The following is a 21,341-nucleotide window of genomic DNA, read 5'->3' on the forward strand; positions in this document are numbered from 1 at the left end:
AATGCCTGTAGCCGCCCCAGGTGGGCAGCTTGAAATAGCGCAGATTATACAGGCCGGGCGGTGTTGCCTTGATTCAGAGGTTTTTCCCCACAGTGAGTCTGTCTCCCGAATCGTCTACATCAAAGAATTGGGGAATACGGATGTAGCGTCCACTTTTATCTTCTTTATGGCTGTGCATCAACATCAGCAGTTTACCTTTGAAAGTGCGGAACATCATGCCGTGACCATAGTTGGGCGGTGTTATCGGCTCTGTTTCATGCACCCAGGGGCCATCTAATGTACCACTTTCGGAATAAGCCACGCCTTGCGTATAGATATTGTGAACCCAGCTTGTCCACAACATACCCAGTTTGCCGGTCTGGGTATAAAACAGCCAGGGACCGTCGGTTACTTTATTCGGAATGACATTGCCTGCTTCGTCACGTTCCTTGCTCCAGGGAGACTCACTTGCACGAAAAAGCAGCTTGCCTTCGCCTATAGAGCCACTCAGGTCCGGTTTCAACTCTATTTTTTCTATCGTGCCGTTCCAGTTCTGCAGCCATTCATAACAGTACACCATATAAGGTTTCCCGTCTTTATCCACCCAGAACGTGCCGTCTAAGGTAGGTTTGTCTGCGGGCAGGTAGACGGGGTCCTGCATGGGAATGTAAGGTCCGTCGGGTTTGTCGCTGACTAGTATATGACTGGCACGGCGCTCAATAACATTTCCCCGCACCGTGTCTATTTTCACATCCCGGTTGGTGAAGGTGGCGAAATAGTAGTATTTGCCTTTGTACTGGTGCAGTTCTGCGGCCCAAATCATCGGGTTCTTTCCCATCCAGGAAGCAGGGTCTGTTTTGGCCACTTTATAAGGGCCGGTCCATTTCTCCAGATCCTTGCTTTTCCACAGCATCCCTCCTGTTCCTGTCATGTAATACATCGCTGTTTTTTTGTCAGCCAGGATAAAAGGGTCGCTCAGGCGAATGGAATCCAGGGGAACATCCACTCTTATTACCGGCTCCCTGTTTTGTGAGAAAGCCGGGGCCAGGCTCAGGACGATGAAGACTAGTAGAAACAAGACTCTTTTATATTCCATTGTGTTGCAATTATGCATGTATGTAAAACTTCACTTCAGATCTTTCCAATGGCTGGCTGTTTTTCAGGTTCTTGAGTAGAGGGAACACTGCACCAGGTTTATGCGAAACAACCATTATTTCACAGGCAAACTTTTCTCCCCGCTCTTTAACTACAAACCGAAATGTGCGTTGTCTAAAGTCCTATACAGGACGTTTAAATCAACTTGCACATCAGACGCCGGAAACTCTGGGCTGACGCTATCGGAAGGGAAGCCAGGAACAAGATGACTGTTTAACCATTGAGTAACATTCATTTTCTTTGTCTGTAGTATTCAGGACAGGCTGTGGACGAGGCACAGCCGAGGCTAATGCGTTTGCCGTGTGTAGCCAGCACGGCACGATTAACATATTATTTGAAATATACTCAGATTCCCCAGAGGGTGCAAATTCCTTTTCGGCAAGCTGGTGAAGCTGATTGGCAAGCTACTAGTTTGTTCGTCGTGAGGCTAGGTGAGCTTGTATTGCGGAAAAGCAAAAGCCCAACCTCAGAGGTCGGGCTTTTTAATTGACTCTGAACAAAGCCATGCCTGCAGTAGAAAGCAGGTGCTGCTAAAGGCTATTAACCACCAGCTGCGCTTCTTTCAATCCGGGTGATGTTGCTGTAAGCTTTATGTTGCCAGCCTCTCCGGCTTTGGAACGTACGATAACCAAAATACAGTTAGCTTTGTTACTGTATTTTCAATCAAATCAAGCGTTTGCCTAGTTTCTAACCTCCGGGTTGTAGAGCAGGTATACGTTACTTTACTGCGCAGCATGGAAAACACCTTTGGAATACCCATCATACCAGACAATGAAGACGAGCGGCTGGCGAAACTGCGCAGCCTGAACATCACAAACACATACGAAGAGGAAGGCCCCTTCAAATATATCGTATCCATCGCTTCACGCATGTTCAATGTGCCGATAGCACTCGTAAATTTTGTGGACATGGATTATGTAATAACAAGGGCTGGTGTCGGTGTGGATGGAGAAAACAGGATAAGCAGAGGCACTAGCCTGTGCTCGCTTTCCATACTGAGACAGGAGACAACTGTTTTTGAAGATGCCCGCAAGAACCCCTGCCTGCTGGCAAACCCTCTGGTGGTGGGTGATTTTGGATTGCAGTTCTACGCAGGCGCCCCACTCATAACATCCGATGGTTACAGCATAGGCGCTCTGTGTATTGTTGACAAAGAGCCGAGGGTATTCTCTGCGTCAGACCAGAAGATGCTGGAAAGCCTCGCCTCTGCCGTAATGGACGAAATAGAGAAAAAGTAAACCCTTGTCACCGGCATGTGGGTAGACTCCCCTGACCTATACAGCAAGCTTTCTACAGACAAAACCCTCAGTTATGGCATCAGGGGCATTATTATAGCAACTTTTGAGAGCAAAGACACTGCCTTGGCCTGGCTGAGGGCGATGCAATGAGGGGAAACAGTAGTAGTAGTTTTCGGGGGCAGTAGTGGGACTTGTGTCATCAAGCTTCTATACCCATAGCACATCTTTTTAAAACAGCAGAACGACAGCACGAAAATGCGATAGTAACTGTAGTGAAGTGCAATGGAAATACACCTATATTTGTAGAGAACCTTACGCTGTGATAATCAAATGGTACTATTTGACAACAGTCTTATAAGATTGGATTACAACCCGGCTACGGACATTATGGAGGTGGAGTACCCTGACCTGCATGATTACCTGCTCTCCGAGATAAAGCGCAGTATCGACATTTTATTGGATACTGTGAATCACTATGACGTGAAGCGGCTCCTGCTCGACTCAACCAGAACCATTATCTCCGTTGGCGATAAAGAGAGCCGGGAAATTGCCACCTATCTTGCTGCGGGGCTTACCAAAACCCGGGTGCAAAAGGTGGCACGGGTGCAGTCACCAAGCGCCACTGTGGAGAACACAGCGCAGCACAACATCAGGCACATCAGCGTATCGCAGAAGCTGCCATTCGAGTTGCAGAATTTTAGCAGCAAGGCACTTGCCTTAGAATGGCTTGGAGGAAAATCCTAAAAAGGGTCATCTTTGAAGGCATCAAGCGCTGGATAGCGTTATTTGTAAGAACATCGGCAACAACAGGGTGAGAGTATTCAGTTGTAGGTGACGCTGCGAAGGAAGGCAACCAGACAAGGAGTTTTTCCGGGAAGGCAGTTCTCATTCAAGTCAGCCCTGAAAGCCATTCATCGGTACAAAAAAGGCAAGCAAAGCTGGATTCCGTTTACGTGTATCCGTAACAGAGAGAATCATGTTTGGAGTAAATGACATCCCAAAGTTCTTCCTAGCTTTCTTCCTTGTGCTTCCGGTTATTTCTTTCCTGCACGAGGCAGGACACGTGTTCTTTGCCTGGCTGATGGGAGGCAAAAACATCAAAGTCACTATTGGAAGCGGAGACGTGATTTTCAGGATCGGTATGCTGGAAGTGCGCAAGTACTACTTTTGGTACGGCCTCTGCACATTCGATAATCTCAGGCGCAACCATCGCCTTGCCAATATCCTTATTTTCTCTGGCGGGGCCCTGTTTAACGCGGCGGCGGCAGTAGCTGTGATATCTTTGATCAATAACAATGTGCTGGAGCCCAGCATGGTCACTTACCAGTTTACGTATTTCTCCTTGTACTATATCTTCTTCGCACTGCTTCCGATGCCTTACCCCGACGGGAGCAACAGCGACGGAAAGGTAATACTTGATTTAATCCGGAATAAGACGCAGGCAATAGAGCGGACATACCGCGTTCAGTGGGACGAGGAAGAGAAGCAATGGTACGTGTTGGATCACAACAAAGACCTTGTACAGGCCTTCCGTGATAAAGAGCAGGCGCTTACAAAAGCACATGAGGTGGCACAACTCAACCGCCCCAGCCGCTTAGTCAACATTAAAAGCGGCAAGGAGGTGGAGGTGCAGAACTACCCGAGGGTGCCCCTGTAAGCGCATGCTTTGCGACGGTATTCCTGCTCTTTTAAGACCTGTCTGCTCTTGTACTGTAGGGCAAAGGGAGCATCCATCCTCGCAGCGTCCCGTAACAAGGAGGGCAACAAACCTATATCCGAGCCTATGATAGCAGCAATATTTAGTTTTCTGGTGATGCTGAACCCTTTTGCGCTGTTCCTGTACCTCAAACCTGTGATGAACGACTTGCCGGACTCGGACTTCCGGGCTGTGTTTCTGAAGGCCACCATGATTTCCTTCTTCATCTATCTGGTGTTCCTGCTTTTCGGCGACCTCGTTTTCCAGAAGGTGTTTCGCATCAATTTTGAGTCTTTCCGGATCTTTGGCGGCATCGTGCTCTTCTCCTTCGCCTACATTTTTATTGTGCAGGGCAAAAAAGCCTTCATCCAGATCAAAGGCGACCTGCACGACCTGGCTTCTGAGATAGCGCTGCCCTTTATGGTCGGCGCAGGCACTATCTCCCTTACCATTCTGATGTCTGATCAGCTGGAACTGTGGCAGGGAGTAGTGTCACTGGCACTCATCATGCTTATCAACTTTATCATTATTATGGGGCTGAAGCAAATCCGCCGCGGTATGCGCTCTAAAAGCGTGCAAACCGCCTTTGATAAGAACATGGAACTGCTGCTGCGCATCAACGGCTTTTTCCTGGGTGCCATCGGTGTCGACATGGTGGTAACCGGAATCAGCAACCTCTTCGCAGCAGCGCAGGTGTAGAACCTCCCCCTTTACTGTATCACTTCCTCAGAATACACTAGCCAAAGCGGGACATTAATGTCCATGTTGTAGAGCTTTGACGGCACGCTTCCCAGGCTCAGGGACGGGATGGGGTTATTGCCTTTCAGGCCAAGCACCAGCAGGCCGTGCTTTCCTTTGCGCAGTTGCAGCGCGATACGCTCTGCCGTGCTTTTACCGGCGGCGCGAACCAGCAGGTAAGGCACACCGGCAATCTCCTGATGCCGTTTCTGCAGCTCGCGGAACCTTCCGTTTACCACCTCTTCCGCCTTTTTGATGGCTTTCTCTTCTGATATAAGCGGGAAGTACTGTGTGGGGAGCTTGTACACGTGCAAAATCTCCAGTTGCAGCCCCAGTTGGTCCGTAAGGCTTTTGCTTAGCCGGAGCGCATGGAGCGAGGCGTCTGAGAAATCAATCGGCGCCAGTACGCTGGCAATGTTAAAGCGCGCCGTCTCCGGGAACACAAGGATGCTGCAGGGAAGGATGCGGAGCAGCTTTGTACCCAGTGCCCCTGTGCTCTTGCCGCTCATCCGCTTGCCCAGCACCGTCAGCTTTACCTTATACCGCTTCACCAGGTCGGCCATCATCAGTTCCGTGTTCGGCTCTTCGCTCACCAGTATTTCATGGTCGCAGCCGCCTGCGAACTGCTCCGCCACAATGTCAGCGATGTTCGCCTCCACCTCTTTGCTGAGGTCCACATCACCGAAGGTCTCCCGGAAGTCATCACTCAGCTCATACGTCTTGATGTTATGAACGAAATACACCTTCTTTACCGGCAGGCGCTCGCATATAGAGCGGGTAAAGGCCACCAGCTTTTCATCTATTTCACTTAGGTCAAGGCAGACCATCATGGAGTCTATTGCAATCATATGCTTGGTTCTGTTTTAGTAGGTGGTGGTAAATCTCTTTTCCCGTCAGACACAGTGCTCTCCTGCTTTGCGGCACGCTTCGCCAGCATCTCAGCCATCAACTGCTGGTACTCTTTGCGCTGCTGTGTTTTACCCAGTTTATTCTCTTCCTCTAGTTCCTCACTCAGGCCCCTGTACAGGCTGAAGCACATCAGCAGCAGAATCAGCGCGAATGGCAGGCCTGTGATGATAACGGCTGTCTGCAGGGCCTGCAGTCCGCCGCCAATCAACAGCACGGCGGCAATGGCACCTTCTGCCAGCGCCCAGAATATCCGGATTCCCACGGGGGAGTCGGTCCTCCCCCCGGAGGTAAGGCTGTCCACTACCAGCGAGCCCGAGTCTGAGGAAGTGACAAAGAAACCCGCCACCAGCACAATGCCTATAATGGAGAGCACCGTGGAGAAGGGGAGCTGCTCAAAGAAAACAAAGAGCGCCGTAGACATGTCTGCCGCCACGGCATCCGCAATGGTCGTATCGCCCGCCAGCACCTCCCGCAGCGCTGTGCTGCCGAAAACTGTCATCCAGAGGAAAGAAAGCAAAGAAGGCACAATCAGCACGCCAAGCACAAACTCCCGGATAGTGCGCCCTTTGGAAACACGGGCAATAAAGATTCCCACGAACGGTGCCCAGGAAATCCACCAGGCCCAGTAGAAAACGGTCCAGCCGCCCTGCCAGTTGCCGCCCGAGTAGGCTTCGTTCCAGAAGGCCAGTTGCAGAAAGCTGCCAAAGTAGGAGCCTGTGTTTTGTACATAGGACGCCAGTATAAAAACAGTCGGCCCTAAAAACAATACAGCCAGCAGTATCACCAGGGCAATGCGGATATTCCACTCGCTTAAGATGCGTACGCCCTTTTCCACTCCCGTCGCAACCGAAATCGTGGCTACCAGCGTAATGGCTGCAATCAGCAATACCTGTGTGGTGACACCGCTGGCAATGGCCGGGAAAACGTGGTTCAGGCCAGCTGCTACCTGTTTTACTCCCAGGCCCAGCGAAGTGGCCAGGCCAAAGAGTGTGGCCAGCACAGCCAGTATATCAATAATGTCGCCGATGATGCCGTGGATGCGCTCTCCCAGGAAAGGGTAAAAAGCAGACCGTACTGTTAGAGGCAATTTGCGGTTGTAGGTGAAGTAGCCCAGCGCCAGCCCCACCAGGGCATAAATGGCCCAGGCATGGAACCCCCAGTGCAGGAACGTGAAGTTCATCGCTTGCCTTGCCGCGGCCGGTGTACCGGGCTCTCCCATCGGAGGCGTCTGAAAGTGATTGATAGGCTCTGCTATGCTCCAATACAGAAGCCCTATCCCCATACCGGCACTAAAGAGCATGGCGAACCAGGAGGATGTACTGAACTCAGGCCGAGCCTCCTTGCCGCCCAGCCTGATGTTGCCGAACCGGCCAAAGGCCATGTACAGGCAGAAGCCCACGAAAATGTTCACGCTCAGGATAAACAGCCAGCCCATGCTGGAGGTAACAGCAGCCTGCACATCGCCAAAGAAAGACTCAGCACCCTCCCTGAATATAATGACCAGCGTGATGCTGATGATTAGTATCACTATAGAAGGCCAGAATACAGGGCCGTTTACTTCCAGCCCGAATGACTTCTTTGTATCGCTTCTTGTTACTTTACTCATTCATAAACAGTTTAGGTAATCAGAAATAATATCCCATGTTGACGTTGAAACGCAGGTGCCAGTCAGTGTCCCCGGGTGTGCCCAGGGCAAGGGCATTTGTCCACTCCGGGCCAATCCAGGGTTGGTTGTAGCCGAACGCTGCATCTGTGTAGATGTACATGGGGCCGGCGGTGAACAAGGCGCCCAGCACATTCATGTGCGAGTTTTCAAAGTCGCCTACCCGCTTGTTATAATACCCGTAGTTATCGTAGAAGGTGATTCCCTGCAGCAGGCGGGATGATATGGGCAGGTGGTAAGCCAGGCTGGCCGTGTAAACCTCACCTTCGGTGGCTACATTATAATTAGCTCCGTAAGCGCCCATCTCTACAAAATCAAGGTCTGCCCCGGCAGCATATTCCGGGTTAATGCGGTAGAGCATTGCCTGTAGCTTCACGTTCCAGGGGCTGTGTGCCGCCTGGTACTCATAATGCACGGCGCCTGCATACCGGGTGCCGTTTCGCTCCGTGTCCAGGTTATAGAGCAGCCCGCCCTGCAGGGAAGCCCCCAGTTCATGCTCCAGGCTATCGCCCAGGCGCCGGACTACCTTAAAGTCGAGCTGGTTGTTTTCCTTGTTGCGGCCGGTGATGTCATAAGAGTACCGGTTGGGGCTGGGCTCCGCCAAACCAAACACAAATTCCTCTGCGCTTTTATAGTAAGCTGCCTGCCATTGCCACCGGCCAGTATCGTGGATGTATTTTATCCCCATGTCGTGGTCGTCCTCAAAACCGATGTAATAGGTCATGTTGAAGAACCAGTTGTTGGAGTTGTACTGCTGTATGCCGAACGGCACCTGGTTGAGGCCCACCTGCAGTTGTGATGTTTCGGAGAAATCGTGCTGGAACCATCCCTGTTTCAGGAAAGCACCGCCAAAGGCCTGGGAGTAATGCCGGAACTCTGCGTTTAGTTTGATGCCCCTGTACTCGGACTCCACATTGATGCGGAACACATCATACCCAAAGTCACCGCCGCGCTCCAGCTGGTCCTCTTTCCATGTAGAAAGGTTATAGTTGAAGCGCACGGCGCCGCCTATTTTCAAGGTCGGCTTTTCTTCGGGTTTGTCTGCAGGGTACTGCGCATGGCACAACGTGCTCATCAGGAGGGATGTTACAATTAAAAATACTCTTCTCATAAAGGTAGGACGCGTTAATATCCTAGCTATCCTTCATTGGTTGGACGAGTTTGAAATGGAAACGTTGCCCGAATACATGCCTGGGGGAGCTGATTCAGTGTTCTTATGGATACTAAAACAGTACCTCTGCCTCCCCTCAGTTGCTAAGCTCTCTTATCCCCTGCAATCGCTTTAAAGCATACATGGTTGAACATCTCCAGCATTCTGGACTAAACTTGCTACTTTGACTGGAGACTTTTTCTTAGGCAGCTTTATGAAAGTATTGCGTTTGACTAGTACCGACAGACGTGCCAGCCCTGTCTCCTTTAATCAGGAGGCAAGGCTGGCTGTGCTTGACTACATCAAGAATCTACAACCGGAAGAGAAGGCTTTCGGCACTGAGCTACCTGACTCCTTGCCGGTATGAAGAATGGCTATCTAACAAAGTATGGCTGCCTAAGAAAAAGGCTTCAGCAGACTGTTGCGATTCCACCTATAGGTAAAAGCTGCTTGCCCAGCAAAAGCGCAGAGTGTGCCGATGATCACAGATCCCAGAACATCACTCGGATAATGAACACCTAACGCAAGTCGGGAATAGGCAACAGAAACAGCCCATAAGCACACAAGAAAACGAAGCCTCCTGTCCTTGAACATGAAGCAAAGCGTAGCAGCCACTACAAAGGCGCAGGCTGTGTGCCCTGAAGGAAATGACGGACTCCCTGCCGAAGCCAACTGCTCCACCGATGCTACTGCGGTGTATGGCCTGGGCCGGTTGATTGAATATTTCACTACACCTACCAGCAAGGCATTTAACGCCAGGGCCAGGATAACCTGAAACGCCATAAACTTAAAAACTTTTTGTTGCCGGAATTTCCCGTAGAGGTATAACAGAACCGGAATAAGGAGACATAAAGCGTACGTGGTAACCGTTATGAACATGACAATCTTATCCATTTCCACTACCCGACTACTCTGGACCCCCTGTGATATTTTCGTATCGATTGCAATGTAAGTATGGTTTCCTCCCATATAGAAGGAAACCATAACTGCCAGGCTTAAAAGAATCTGCATTTTGTGATAGCTTGTGAATTAAACTTTATTTGCGGTGCCGCGGCTCATATATAAGCCTCACAAAAGAGCTCAAGCGCTCTTCTCCTCTTATAAGCGGTATACCCGGAACCACACCGATCATCAGTTCTTCACTTATTGTGATCCGCATCTGCGGTCTGGCCACCATGTGGAACTCCCCCTTTGAAAACTCTTTGTTCACCTCCAAACCTATAAAGTTGCGCGTGTTTGGGATCATATAGTGTACACTACTGTTTATCTCGTAGCCCGTTTCTATACCTGATTTGTGGAAAGGGAAATGCACCCGGGGGCCTGTATATACCAGCGAATGCATGTTGCTGCCCCAGCGCTTGGCCATGATTAAAAAGGGGTTGAACAGAAAGCCCTCCACCATATTATCCTTGCCTATCCTGTTGAGGTCAGTTAGCTCGAACTCGGTGATGGTACCCAACGCCATGGAGGTCTGGTACTTGGCTGACACGAGAAAAGTATACTGGGCGGCAAGCTTCACCGACTCAATGCGGTTGGCGGGCCGGTTCAGTTCAGGGTTAGGATCACGGCTGTTGGACGTGTACAGGGAGACCGGCACTTCTACCTCCAAACCCAGTCTGTTGATGGGCGCCCACTCGTATTCTACCAGCAACTCATAGCGGTCGTAGCCCAGATTGTCAGTCATGCCAGCCCCGATGTTCCATTCCTTTTCTCCTTTATGAGCCCCAAGATCACGGATTAGGTCGATGTAAAGCGGTTCTGCGTGTGTAAGTTTCAGCGGTTTTGTTTCGACTGTATCAGCCAATTGTACTTCTTGTGCTACTGCCCTGAGAGAGAACAATAGCAGCATAACGATAAAGATATAACGTAACATGGAAATGGTTTAAAAACGGTTTTGAAAATAGAATGGCATACAAGCCCGGTGCACATGGCGCAGCGGCAAATGCAGCATTAGCGTTAGCAGGAATGCAGACGCTGTAAATCCGAAATTAAACCTGGGCTTTAGGTGGAGGGGGACAAATATCGTATACCAGATTCAGGTATCCGTTGCGGTAATCCTGGAAAGTAGTGGGTTCGCGGAAAGCAAACACCTGGCTGTTAAAACTGAAAGCGGCAGGCATTACAGCAATTATACCTGCTGCAGCTTTGGTCTCATCTATATCGTTGGCCTCATCAGGCAAGGCACCATCTTCCTGAAAAAGAAGCGTTAGTGTTAACTCAGCGAAAGTCTCTATTTCGTTGTACTCCTCGCTGACACTCATCCCAGTCCAGAGGCGATGATCCTCCATGTTGATACTGTAGTTAAACAGGTGCAACATCAGGATAAAGGTGAGGCTCCTAAACCAGGCAATATGTCTTCTAATTAAGCGCAAGAAGTTTCAGGATAGGTATGGGTACAGCTAAATTGTGTTCTAAATGCAAATATAGTTTATAATAATTGCCTAAAAACGATTCTGCGGATAATATGTTATGAAAAAGCTTTTCTAGTTTCAGGTAGATGCAGCTAAGGCATATTATGTCACTCTTACCCAAGAGCTAGCTTTATCATTTAACTCAGACAACAGATTATCATCAGTGCTTGATTTATACCATGTAACTCGAGTTGCGATGTGCACAATTCACTGTGTAGCTAAAACGAATCGCAACTTGAGTTATTTAATATGCAATACGGACATTTTGCTTTATACACATCTTATGTTCAAGAGAGGGGCTGCTAGGGGTAAGCATTTAGATATTTGGAAGATACCTTTGTGCCGGCAGCATGACCGGCGGAGGCGTTCCAGCGGTCAGACTCACACTCTCTTCCTTTGGCTAATTCATCTCGCAACTGGAATTGCAATGTTTTACTGGAGACTTTTTCAGGCAGCCACAGCTTGATTGTACAGCAGGCCTTCATACTGGCATGGCGTCAGATAGCCCAGTGCCGAATGTCTCCTTTTCCGGTTGTACCACCCTTCGATGTACTCGAAGAAGGCAGAGAAAAGCACGGCAACGCTGCCTGCCGTGACCACGGCCGCTTAACGAGAGGAATGGCTATGTCTAGCACAATTAGCCAACGTGACAAAGCAAAAGAGGCTGCTCTAATAGGGCAGCCTCTTTTGCTTACATCATACAATGTCAGGAGCGAACCGTTCCGGGTTCCAGTATATGATAAAGAGAGCAGGAGGCTCTTGAGGCGCACAAGGTAATAAATATTTCTATTTACAAATATGTAGAGAACAAAACTTTGGCGTTGCCAGTTTTTCGTGCTGCACAAGCCAGTTCAATGGCAATATACTAAAAAAAAGAAGCTGTTGGTCAGGCACTTGCTTTTGTATTAGTTGCGGTTAGCAGCTGCGCTAACATATCCTGGTGCCGGGTCATCATGAGTTGCAGCACAAAGCCCATCAGCGCATCGTCTTTCAGCGTGCCGTCTCGGAAGGTCATAAACTTGCTGAACCCAAAAGCGTCCTGCTCCCTGATAAAACCTGTCAGGCGGTAGTACAGGGCCAGGGCCTCTTTCTTCCCCAGTGTAAGGTACAGATATTCTTAAGTTGCTGTTTCCATGGCTCTTTAGAAACAACAAGTTAAGATATTACAAATCATTATATTATATATATTTTTTAATATAATATATGTACTCATCTGTGTGACTGGCGGGTCCTTTCAATTTAGTTCACAGTTCCCTATACAGTGGAGATCCAATGTATGTACCGACAAAGGTGCATATAACTGTTTCCATGAAAATAACTTATGAGGTGCTTTCACGCCTACCGTGTTGACCCTGTGTCCAACTGGCTCTCCAGCGCCTGCTGTACCTGCACTGGCAAGCAAGAAATAGCCGTTAGCCTGCTCGATGGCATCCACAGTTGTGCGTTAGGTGCCTAGCCTTGGGCGTCATCAGCAGCCTCGCACCAGGTGAAGCAGAATATCCTAAAATTGTCTATCTTTAAGCTTACCCCCATGAACAGCAGTCTCTTTCCCTAACAAAAGTACCACATTAGCGGGTGCAACCCAGTGAGCAGATTATTGCCATAACACGTGCTATGTAAAACAAAACCGTACCTCAACCAACTATCCTGATATCATAGCAGGCATATAGAACAAGAAAGGCTCTCTGCTAACCTTTCCATCTCCTTTAACCCAATAAACCATCACATGGCAAACAAGTGTGAGTACATATGAAGCTCCGGGGCAGCTAGGTCAATATATTCCTGTCGTACTGTCCAGATGCTTTCATTCTGCTGTTTAGATTCTTTATGAGCTTCGCACTTTTCTCAAATTAAATTGTCCAACGTCGAAGATACCCTGCAGTTGGTCTAAAAAAATGGGCATTAGTGAAGCATAGCTATACCTTTAAGATATAAGTCGAAAATTCAGGTAAGAAAACCAATATATCAAGCCGATGCTTTGCTTGGTAACTGCAAGTCATTTACAAACAAGCCAAAAATAAAGCTTACAAACATGAATATTGCTACAAACATCATTTTTGCGTTGATGATAGGTCTGTTCTATGATGGAACCAGCTCTAGTGATGATCATCATGAAGAGAAGCCAACTACTTTTATTGACGGACAGTTACTTTTCTCTGTTAAGGAGAAACATCTGAAAGCAAGGCTTTCTTATGCTTATTTAGCCACAGATAGCGCCCGGACTAGCTTAAGCTTTTTTCTGACACCAGATGTAAAAATAGATGCTGTTGAGGGTCGAAATGTAAAAGGTCATACTTTCGATGCCCGTGCGAAGCCTTTTGCCACGTTGAAAATTGACTTCATAGATGCTGTTGCTAAGGATGAGAGAATGAACTTCTCACTTGCCTACTCAGGTAAGCCAAGCAAGGGGTTTTGGAGTGAGGAATACAAGTGGATAGATGTTGATCCTGATTTTATGATTCTACCTCTCTTCACTACTCTTGAGAACTTCACCTACCAGATCAATGCTTCCGTAGACGACAAAACGTTCACCTTCTATGATCTAGACAAAGGACGAGTTACAGAAGATCTTTTCTTTTCTTCCCTGACACCCTCTTACTATTTCAATCCAATCCTGGCGAGCAATAATAAAGCTAATGGAATGGGTGCTAATAAGGTTATGGCCAATACCTATAACATTAATGTTTTCTCAAATAAACCAGATTCAGCGAGTTATGTAGGAAACGCAGCAGGTAGGATCCTAGACTTCTTTAATACAACTTTTGGGGCAGAGGATAAAGTAAGCAGCTTTTCAGTTTTATACAGGCCTCTTCCCTACTCCATTCATAAGATAACACGATCATTTGGCCACAGTATTGTTTTTTCAAAGGGGCATCATGACATAGCTACTTTAGCCCATGAAGTAGCACACTTCTGGTGGCATAGAGGGGATGCGTTAACGACAGAAAAATGGCTGAGTGAGTCTTTTGCAGAGTATTCAGAATATATGTTTGTCAGGCACGACCAGGGAGAGGATAAATTCAATGAAATAATGAAGAACCTAGCCGAGAGATCTGAAAAGCTGCCTGCCCTACTGGGTAATGATAGATTCAGCCCTCAGGGAGACGGGCTTATCTATGTAAAAGGCCCTTACTTACTGAATCAATTAGAAAATAAAATTGGAAGGGATAAATTTCAGGAGTTTCTGGTAGAGCTCAATCGTAAAAAGGTTGAAACAACCACTGATTTGCTTATGGTGTTAGAATCCATCTCTTCGGCTCAGGTCAGAAAAGAATTTGAAGAAGGGTTAAATAAATAATACCCCTTCCAAAAGTTGCGAATGCTCATAGTATAGTCTGGTAATGCTCCGTTAAGCTATAGGCTCTTCTTCACTTATATGCTAGAACCGACACCTGCTATTTGGTGAGACGCTACATAGCCTTGTGAAGGTATGACTTTCGCTTTCTGGCCTCAAGGCAGCCTGCGAATAATCTGCGTGTTGCTCAGTCGGACAAATCCTAACTGACTGGTGAATTGGTTGTGAAGGTGCAGTGTCAGGTAGCACCCGGCCGCTGTGTCATCCTTCTCAAGCCTCGTACTTTTAAAGCAGACATCATCGATTTTTACCTGCTTCTGCTTGTGTGAAGAAGCAGGTAGAAGGCAGTTCCTTAAACAAAAGAAACGGCATGAAACAAACAACTACAATGAAAAAGAGAAAGAGGCTTTATCTGGCTATCATTTTACTAGGAGTGTATTTCAATGCAGCCGCACAATCCGGTAAGACGGAGATATTGTTATTGGGTTCAGACCATTTGAATCAAGTATATGATAGTGGCTACCCTAACACAGACGTCCTGACTCCCAGCAGCCAACTGGCAATCCGGGAATTTACATCATTAATAGAGCAGTATTCTCCGGATATGGTCATGATCGAAGTTGTTCCTGAAGGGCAGCAGGAAATTGACAGTTTGTATTCACTCTACCTAAAGGATGAGCTTAACCTGAATGAGCTGGAAGGTGGCAGAAGTGAAGTATATCAGTTAGCTTTCAGAATAGGGAAAAACCTGAAACTTGACAGGATAGTTTGTGTGAATTCACAGGGAGGCACCTCACAGAGTATATTAGATAATGGTGAGAATATAGAGCTCTACAAAAACGAGACGGTTGAGCTTCGCAAGGTTGTCCGGGAAAAATACGATGCCTTGCAAAGCGGGAAACTTTCGTTCAAAGATTTTCTTATATTCTTGAATCAACCTAAAGCTTATAACCAAATATACCATTTAAGATACATTACTCCTGCAAGGGTTACCAATGGAACTTTCAAAAACCCGGATGAAATGGTGGATACAGCATTTGTCAACCCTAAGTATATTGGGGCGGAGCTCACCTCAGTTTTCAAGAACAGAGATTATAAGATTTACTCCAATATCGTCACCACCCAACTCAGGCAAAAGCCTAAGAGAATATTGCTGGTGATTGGTGTTGGTCATATAGGCTCCCTAAAAAACATTTTCAGAGATGACCCAGCATTTAGCATCGTTGATGCCAACGAGTTCCTCCTGAAAGAGTAACTGCACAGAGACCATTTGTGGAACCTTACTGCTCAACAAGTCGCCTATTATGAAGCACCTCTTATAAGTGAAGCTTAGTTAACATAACTGCTGCGCGACTTACTAAATAAACTGATAACCTACTTTACAGATACAAATAAAACCATGAAGGAACGCTTAGCCACCATATTGCTTTTCATTTGTTCTTGTGCCTTTGGTCAAGACCCTCGTACAGTTACAGATTCTTTGTTGTACGGGCAGAATGGAGTTGCAAATGAATATCCGGAGGTAGGCTTGGTTATAGGTATTTACCAGGATGGAAAAACCAGCTATTATTCCTTTGGATCAAGAACAAAGGATGGTAAGGAACCCTTGGATAGTACAACCATATTTGAGATTGGTTCCGCCACAAAAACTTTTACAGGTTTACTCCTTGCTAATGCAATAGAAAGCAGTGAGGTAGGGCAACATGACTTTATAGACAACTACCTGCCAGAAGGTACAGAGTTTCCATCTACTCTTAAAAACAAGATAAAACTCACAGACCTGGCCTCACATCAATCTGGCCTACCGAACTTGAGTAATGACAAATACTTCTCTAAGCTATTGAAAAGAGACCCAACGAACCCTTTCCGTTTTGTTGATAGGGAATACCTTTATAAGGTATTAGAAAACACGGATAGTCTTGTTGGTTATCGGCAATATCAGTACAATAACTATGCTTTCTCACTCTTAGGAGATATTCTGGGGAATGAAAATGATCAGAAATACACAGAACTTGTAGAGAACACTATTCTGACTTCCTTGCAAATGAACGCCACATCCTTTGACATACCCAGTAACCCAAATGTTGCCGGGCTCTACAATGAAGATGGCGAACCACAGGTTGATATGATTATAGATGCTGCAAATCCGGCAGGTGGTTTAAAATCTAATGCCGTAGATTTGATGAAGTATTTGAAAGCTCATCTTTCCTCCGATAAGTTTAGCGCAGCAGTGAAACTTACCCAGCAAACTTATTTTGAAGACAGTAAAAGAGCGGTAGGACTAGGTTGGGATATAGAAGACAACTATTATCAAAAAGATGGAGACACTTTTGGCAATTCAATCCTGATGAGATACAGCAAGTCAAGGAAACAGGCCATCGTCGTATTGTCTAATCATCAAAATGGTGAATTGGTAAGGGATGCTGTTAATTTTATTTACAGTCGATTAAAGAACCAATCTATAAAAAGATAGCTTAAGTATCCTTTTACGAACAGTTTCACTCAAATATTTTCAAGCTATCATATACGGGTTACTGTTAGGCAAGAAATACTACTTCAACTTAGTCGCCTTTCCCCTTTAGGTGGACCTGCTGATTACCTTGAGCAATAATGAACATTATCAAATGATAGATTTTCAACCTTCTGATATCGAGTCTACCCGATTAATTATGAGCTGGCAGTTCTGCCACAAGCCCCATGTTTCGGCGCTTTGAGTGATCAGCAGGTGCTCAACCAAATCTACATTTATAACATTATTAGCCAGGCTACATCTCTAAGAGGAAGCTAAGATTACATTATCGATGATAAGAATTCTATTGGTATACAAACTAACACTTATAAAAGTGTATCCAATAACAGTTTGTCGCAAAATAGAATAAGGTTTTCATCAGAGATAGCTGGCCCCACAGAATCTATATTGACCTCAGACAGTTTTGATTTTGGACAGCCGAACAGTGCTAAATAATAAAGCAATTAGGATATTTATCTTTTTAGAAAATCATTTAATCTAATTCTTGATGAGACTAACATCTAACATTGTCATTTTATTTTTTGCGATTTGCAGTAGTATTTCCAGCCTTCAGGCGCAGGATTGCAGCTGTGCTGATGCCTTTGAAACAACAGTAGAAACCTATGAGAAAAACTATTCCCTTTTTAGGTATAAGGTGACGGAAAACAACCTTGCCATCTATAATGCCTTTACTGAGGTGATGCGGGAAAAGGCAAAGCAATCGGAAGGACTCAAGGAATGTAAAATAGTGCTGGATCAATGGCTGGGCTTTTTTCGGGATGGGCACAATTCGATAAAACTTGTAATAAAAGACGAGCAGGAATTTGAGCGTATTCAAGTAACCGAGCAACAGTTTAAGGTTAATTATACTGAATTGGGTGATCATAAGGATGATGTCTTAGGTATTTGGAAATGGCGCGAATACACTGTAGCCATTATGCCTGCCCCAGAGTCTGACAAGCGGGCAAGAGATTTTGTAGGAGTGCTATTGGAAAGCACTAATAAAGCCTGGAAGCCATCGGATGTCATAATGGAACTGACTAAGAAGCAAGCGGATGAATTCGACATCAGCTTTTTTATGCCCGACCACTCAGAAATTGTTTTGACGGGAAGCAAGACAAGTGCAGGGCAGCTAAACATCAAAGGTGTGGGAAATTGGCAAAAAAGCTGGCCCGGGGTCGAGATGAGTGAGAATAGCAAACTTTTCCACACATTTCATATCAGGATGATTGATGATATACCCTATGTTCGTTTTCCTGATTTCAATGTGAATCCTGAAGATGTTAAAAGGGCAATTAGTGCCAATCACGAGCAGTTAATGAATGCTGAGATTATTGTAGTGGATTTACGCGATAATGGAGGCGGTAGTGATTATGCCTATTTTCCTATTCTTCCTTACGTACTAAGTGGGCCAATTGAAATGCCTCATGTGGGTATGTGGATGAGTGAAGACAATCTTCAGCCTTATTTGCATGAGCAAGTTGGAAAGGGTAAAAACCCGGAAGATCTTACTCAGAAAGAAAAAGAGAATTATGATTGGTTAATGTCATATGAGGATTCCCTTTTTTATCAGAAGCCCGGTGAATATGCCTACACCTATGAAGCGGACACCCTTTACAAAGGTCCCAAAAAAGTGGCTGTTTTAATGAATGAAAACAGTGGAAGCTCTGCAGAAACTTTCATATTTAGAGCCAAACAAAGTGACAGGGTCATCTTCTATGGGCAAAATTCCGCAGGAGTTGTGGATGGTTTCATGGTATTTTCTAAAAATATAGGCTGCTTTGAACTTTCTTATCCTCATGCTGTCCGAGCCAAAGATGTTGCTGATAATCCTATTGATCCTTACGGTTTTGAGCCTGATGTTTATTTGGATAAAAATGTGGATGCATTGGAATTCAGCATTAAGCACATGAAGCAATTGATCAAAAATCGAGCAACTGAAGTAAATAAATAGTAGCCTTAGAACAGTATATATATTAGATATTATTAATCTTTATTCAGCAGGTGGAGCCAAGCGCACAGATGAAAAATAACTCAGCCATAAGTGAATACTTAATTTATCCAGATCAGAAAAAACGGATATTGGTGCATTCAGCCGCATGGGTATTGATGTTTCTGATATGCTCGTTGTTTGTAACCTTCTTGTTTCGAACAAATACTTTTGCGCTGCCAAGTTTAGTCTATGCTTTCATAACGGTTCTCTTCATCATTTTCAATCATTACACGCTAAGCTATTTAGGCTTAAAGCTGATTAAAAACAAAAGGTGGATTTTCTTTACCGGCTTGCTGATTCTGCTTTACCTGCTCTCTGTTCTGACTGTGATACCTCTGGGCTTCCTGGGAAAGAGCTTTCCTCAGTATAGCATGATTCGGCTTCAAAGCGAAAAATTTTATATACGTTCGCTAGCGGATTTCCTGTCCTTAAACAATTTCATATGGGTTTTTACAATTATCGTGTTTGGTAATTTGCTATCATTATCCCTTAAATTGTTTAAAAACAATTACGAATCACACAAAAGATATGCCCTGCTGCAAAAACAGAATGCCGAGCTGGAATTAAGCTTTCTTCGTGCTCAGATACACCCCCATTTCCTTTTCAATACCCTTAACAACGTTTACGGACTTGTCATGGACAATGAAAAGGCGGCCCAGGTGGTACTAAAGCTTTCCGACCTTTTGCGGTTTTCTTTATATGAAAGTAATAGAGGGTTCATACCCCTTAAGCGGGAAGTAGAGTTCCTTTCAGATTATATCAGCCTTGAACAAATCCGGCATAGCAGTAGGGTAAGCATTCAATACTGTTTTAGCGGTATCCAGGACGAAGAGGTTAAAATAGCGCCCCTGCTGCTGATCAATTTTATTGAAAATGCTTTCAAGCACGGCATCAACGCCACCAGGCATCGGGCATGGGTACGTATCCGTCTAACACAGGATAAGGATACCACAGAATTCACAGTGGAGAACAGCAAACCAGCTAAGCTTGAAGCCAGTTCGGACTTCAATGAAGGAATAGGATTGGAAAATGTAAAACGCCGTCTGGCCCTGCAGTACCCAGGTAAACACCGGTTAAAGATCAAAGATACAACAGACTCTTTCCTGGTAATCTTAACGCTACAAACCAATGAGTAAACCATTAAGCTGTCTTATCGTTGACGATGAACCAATCGCACAGGATATCATTGAAAAATATATTGCCAAGGTCCCCTTCCTGAACTTACTGGATAAATGCGACAATGCCATTGACGCTTTGGAACTGATCAGAGAACTGCAACCTGACCTTATCTTCCTGGATATTAAAATGCCCGAGATGACAGGCCTGGAGCTGGTGCGGGTTATCAGCAATTATCAGCTACATGTCATCTTGACGACCGCCTACCCGGACTATGCCTTGGAAGGCTTTGAGCTGGAAGTGGCCGGTTACTTGTTGAAGCCAATTTCATTTGATCGCTTTTTGAAGGCGGTCAATAAGGTATACGAAATAGCCAGCCTGCAATGGAAAGTCAATGCTGCCCAGGTGCAGGAAACGCAGGAGAGAAGCAATCAACCGCAGTTCTTGTGGGTAAAGCAGGATAAAAAACTTATTCAGATAAACACGGAGGAGATCATCCTGGTTAAGGGAATGAAAGATTATGTGCAATTCTTTTTACCTGGCGAAAAAGTCATAACCCACATGACGATGGCTAAAATTGAGGATAGACTGCCTTCTTCACAGTTCTTAAGGGTGAGTCGCTCTTATATCGTGCGTAAATCAGCCATAAAAGCAATCCATGGTAACACTGTAGAGACCGAGCTTAAAGAGGAGATCATCATCGGCAGCACTTACCGGGAGATGATAAAGAAAGAAATTTTGGAATGGTTAAAATGAGATGTAGTTGCATTACCTGGTCTTACACATGAGTTACTAACATCTGTTTTCTAAAACCCTTTATGTTCTTATAGTGAAAAAGCCATTGAAGGGTAATGTCCTCCTAAAAACGTTCTGTCGGACTAATTATAAATGAAGAAGAATAGGTGTAATAAATTAAGGGGACATCATACTGGCTTTTATCGAAGTTAGGCCAGATATTATTAAATATCGATGGTTTTAGGTTATAGATGTGTATATTCCGGAGAAGTTGACCATGGTATTCCATTGGAAACTGACCACCTCTTCCTCTGGCGAATCCAAGCGGTGCACGCTGCAGAAGCGTTGTTAAAAGTAGTGATTTTAAACGGCTTTACCGATAGGAGCTATCCTGTTCCGGCCTGCCTTTCCTCCTCATTGACTCTCCCTTCAGTTCCATGCGGTGCGCCTCGTGCACGATCCGGTCCAGAATGGCGTCGGCGACCGTCTTCTCGCCTATCACCTCATGCCACTTGCTCACCGGCAGCTGAATAGGCGGTCTGATATAGAAGTAGTTTATATCGGGGCACCTGTCAGTGGACTTTTCAAACCTCAAACGTCCGTTTAACGAGTGTAAAATAAGTATCGTTATGAACTGTGTTAAAAAGCAACTGTATTGGCGCTTTTTTTTAGGCGTACGTTTATCAATTCACAGCGTAAACCTCTCCGGACCTTACCATACCAAACACCTGTTTTATGAGCTTGTTCATCACGG

Annotated in this window: 20 protein-coding genes and 1 pseudogene; 11 read left to right on the forward strand and 10 right to left on the reverse strand. The window is 45.8% G+C overall.

Annotated elements, in window-relative coordinates; translation table 11 throughout:
* Positions 1-73: 73 nt before the first annotated feature.
* Positions 74-1,075, reverse strand: coding sequence for a glycoside hydrolase family 43 protein (locus DXT99_RS24475; protein ID WP_115568230.1), 1,002 nt, complete (start codon positions 1,073-1,075; stop codon positions 74-76).
* A gap of 793 nt (positions 1,076-1,868) precedes the next feature.
* Between DXT99_RS24475 and DXT99_RS24480 the strand changes: the two genes are divergently transcribed.
* The 4 genes from DXT99_RS24480 to DXT99_RS24495 all read left to right on the forward strand — a co-directional run bounded on the left by DXT99_RS24480 (position 1,869) and on the right by DXT99_RS24495 (position 4,767).
* Positions 1,869-2,372 (forward strand): GAF domain-containing protein, encoded by a 504-nt coding sequence (locus DXT99_RS24480; protein ID WP_115568231.1) that lies wholly within the window; start codon positions 1,869-1,871, stop codon positions 2,370-2,372.
* 330 nt (positions 2,373-2,702) lie between these two features.
* A complete protein-coding gene (locus DXT99_RS24485; protein WP_147294299.1) occupies positions 2,703-3,116 on the forward strand; it encodes a hypothetical protein in 414 nt (137 codons plus the stop codon).
* Between the two features lie 232 nt (positions 3,117-3,348).
* Complete coding sequence (locus DXT99_RS24490) at positions 3,349-4,029, forward strand: site-2 protease family protein (RefSeq protein ID WP_115568233.1); 681 nt, start codon at positions 3,349-3,351, stop codon at positions 4,027-4,029.
* Between the two features lie 126 nt (positions 4,030-4,155).
* Complete coding sequence (locus DXT99_RS24495) at positions 4,156-4,767, forward strand: MarC family protein (RefSeq protein ID WP_115568234.1); 612 nt, start codon at positions 4,156-4,158, stop codon at positions 4,765-4,767.
* Positions 4,768-4,778: 11 nt separating this feature from the next.
* Here DXT99_RS24495 and DXT99_RS24500 read toward each other — a convergent pair whose 3' ends face one another.
* Genes DXT99_RS24500 through DXT99_RS24510 form a run of 3 tightly spaced genes read right to left on the reverse strand, consistent with a single transcriptional unit; the run spans position 4,779 to position 8,489 of the window.
* Positions 4,779-5,654: a universal stress protein gene (locus tag DXT99_RS24500; RefSeq protein ID WP_115568235.1), complete on the reverse strand. Its 876-nt coding sequence runs from the start codon at positions 5,652-5,654 to the stop codon at positions 4,779-4,781.
* A complete protein-coding gene (locus DXT99_RS24505) occupies positions 5,651-7,321 on the reverse strand; it encodes a BCCT family transporter (RefSeq protein WP_115568236.1) in 1,671 nt (556 codons plus the stop codon). The genes DXT99_RS24500 and DXT99_RS24505 overlap by 4 nt, the downstream gene beginning before the upstream one ends.
* A gap of 19 nt (positions 7,322-7,340) precedes the next feature.
* Positions 7,341-8,489 (reverse strand): hypothetical protein, encoded by a 1,149-nt coding sequence (locus DXT99_RS24510; protein ID WP_246001021.1) that lies wholly within the window; start codon positions 8,487-8,489, stop codon positions 7,341-7,343.
* 253 nt (positions 8,490-8,742) lie between these two features.
* On the opposite strand from DXT99_RS24510, the gene DXT99_RS26900 reads away from it, so the two are divergent.
* Positions 8,743-8,895, forward strand: a complete 153-nt coding sequence (locus DXT99_RS26900) for a hypothetical protein (protein ID WP_181885244.1) — start codon at positions 8,743-8,745, stop codon at positions 8,893-8,895.
* Between the two features lie 29 nt (positions 8,896-8,924).
* On the opposite strand, the gene DXT99_RS28055 is transcribed toward DXT99_RS26900, so the two are convergent.
* The 5 genes from DXT99_RS28055 to DXT99_RS27795 all read right to left on the reverse strand — a co-directional run bounded on the left by DXT99_RS28055 (position 8,925) and on the right by DXT99_RS27795 (position 11,954).
* Entirely contained in the window at positions 8,925-9,539 is a 615-nt protein-coding gene (locus DXT99_RS28055) for a phosphatase PAP2 family protein (protein ID WP_115568237.1), read from the reverse strand.
* A 25-nt stretch (positions 9,540-9,564) separates the two neighbouring features.
* Positions 9,565-10,401, reverse strand: coding sequence for an HAEPLYID family protein (locus DXT99_RS24520; protein WP_115568238.1), 837 nt, complete (start codon positions 10,399-10,401; stop codon positions 9,565-9,567).
* Positions 10,402-10,516: 115 nt separating this feature from the next.
* Positions 10,517-10,900 carry a hypothetical protein gene (locus DXT99_RS24525; protein ID WP_147294301.1) on the reverse strand — a complete coding sequence of 128 codons (384 nt, stop codon included), beginning with the start codon at positions 10,898-10,900 and terminating at the stop codon, positions 10,517-10,519.
* 486 nt (positions 10,901-11,386) lie between these two features.
* The gene (locus tag DXT99_RS24530; protein WP_115568240.1) at positions 11,387-11,539 is read right to left on the reverse strand and encodes an IS3 family transposase; all 153 of its coding nucleotides are present in this window, start codon (positions 11,537-11,539) and stop codon (positions 11,387-11,389) included.
* A 286-nt stretch (positions 11,540-11,825) separates the two neighbouring features.
* The gene (locus DXT99_RS27795) at positions 11,826-11,954 is read right to left on the reverse strand and encodes a hypothetical protein (RefSeq protein ID WP_262511381.1); all 129 of its coding nucleotides are present in this window, start codon (positions 11,952-11,954) and stop codon (positions 11,826-11,828) included.
* A 1,017-nt stretch (positions 11,955-12,971) separates the two neighbouring features.
* On the opposite strand from DXT99_RS27795, the gene DXT99_RS24535 reads away from it, so the two are divergent.
* The 6 genes from DXT99_RS24535 (at position 12,972) to DXT99_RS24560 (ending at position 20,608) form a co-directional block, all read left to right on the forward strand.
* Entirely contained in the window at positions 12,972-14,237 is a 1,266-nt protein-coding gene (locus tag DXT99_RS24535; protein WP_115568241.1) for a M1 family aminopeptidase, read from the forward strand.
* 367 nt (positions 14,238-14,604) lie between these two features.
* Positions 14,605-15,489, forward strand: a complete 885-nt coding sequence (locus tag DXT99_RS24540) for a DUF5694 domain-containing protein (protein ID WP_181885245.1) — start codon at positions 14,605-14,607, stop codon at positions 15,487-15,489.
* A 144-nt stretch (positions 15,490-15,633) separates the two neighbouring features.
* Positions 15,634-16,707 (forward strand): serine hydrolase domain-containing protein, encoded by a 1,074-nt coding sequence (locus DXT99_RS24545; protein WP_115568243.1) that lies wholly within the window; start codon positions 15,634-15,636, stop codon positions 16,705-16,707.
* A gap of 544 nt (positions 16,708-17,251) precedes the next feature.
* Positions 17,252-18,697, forward strand: coding sequence for a S41 family peptidase (locus tag DXT99_RS24550; RefSeq protein WP_115568244.1), 1,446 nt, complete (start codon positions 17,252-17,254; stop codon positions 18,695-18,697).
* Positions 18,698-19,107: 410 nt separating this feature from the next.
* On the forward strand, positions 19,108-19,872 hold the full coding sequence (locus DXT99_RS27210) for a sensor histidine kinase (protein ID WP_246001024.1): 765 nt from the start codon (positions 19,108-19,110) through the stop codon (positions 19,870-19,872).
* Positions 19,865-20,608, forward strand: coding sequence for a LytR/AlgR family response regulator transcription factor (locus tag DXT99_RS24560; protein ID WP_115568246.1), 744 nt, complete (start codon positions 19,865-19,867; stop codon positions 20,606-20,608). The genes DXT99_RS27210 and DXT99_RS24560 overlap by 8 nt, the downstream gene beginning before the upstream one ends.
* Positions 20,609-20,960: 352 nt before the next feature.
* On the opposite strand, the pseudogene DXT99_RS24565 reads toward DXT99_RS24560, so the two are convergent.
* Positions 20,961-21,116: pseudogene (locus DXT99_RS24565) on the reverse strand (ATP-binding protein); the annotation flags it as partial.
* Between the last annotated feature and the right edge of the window lie 225 nt (positions 21,117-21,341).

The organism is Pontibacter diazotrophicus (genome assembly GCF_003367245.1).
In the GTDB taxonomy this organism is placed as follows: Bacteria; Bacteroidota; Bacteroidia; order Cytophagales; family Hymenobacteraceae; genus Pontibacter; species Pontibacter diazotrophicus.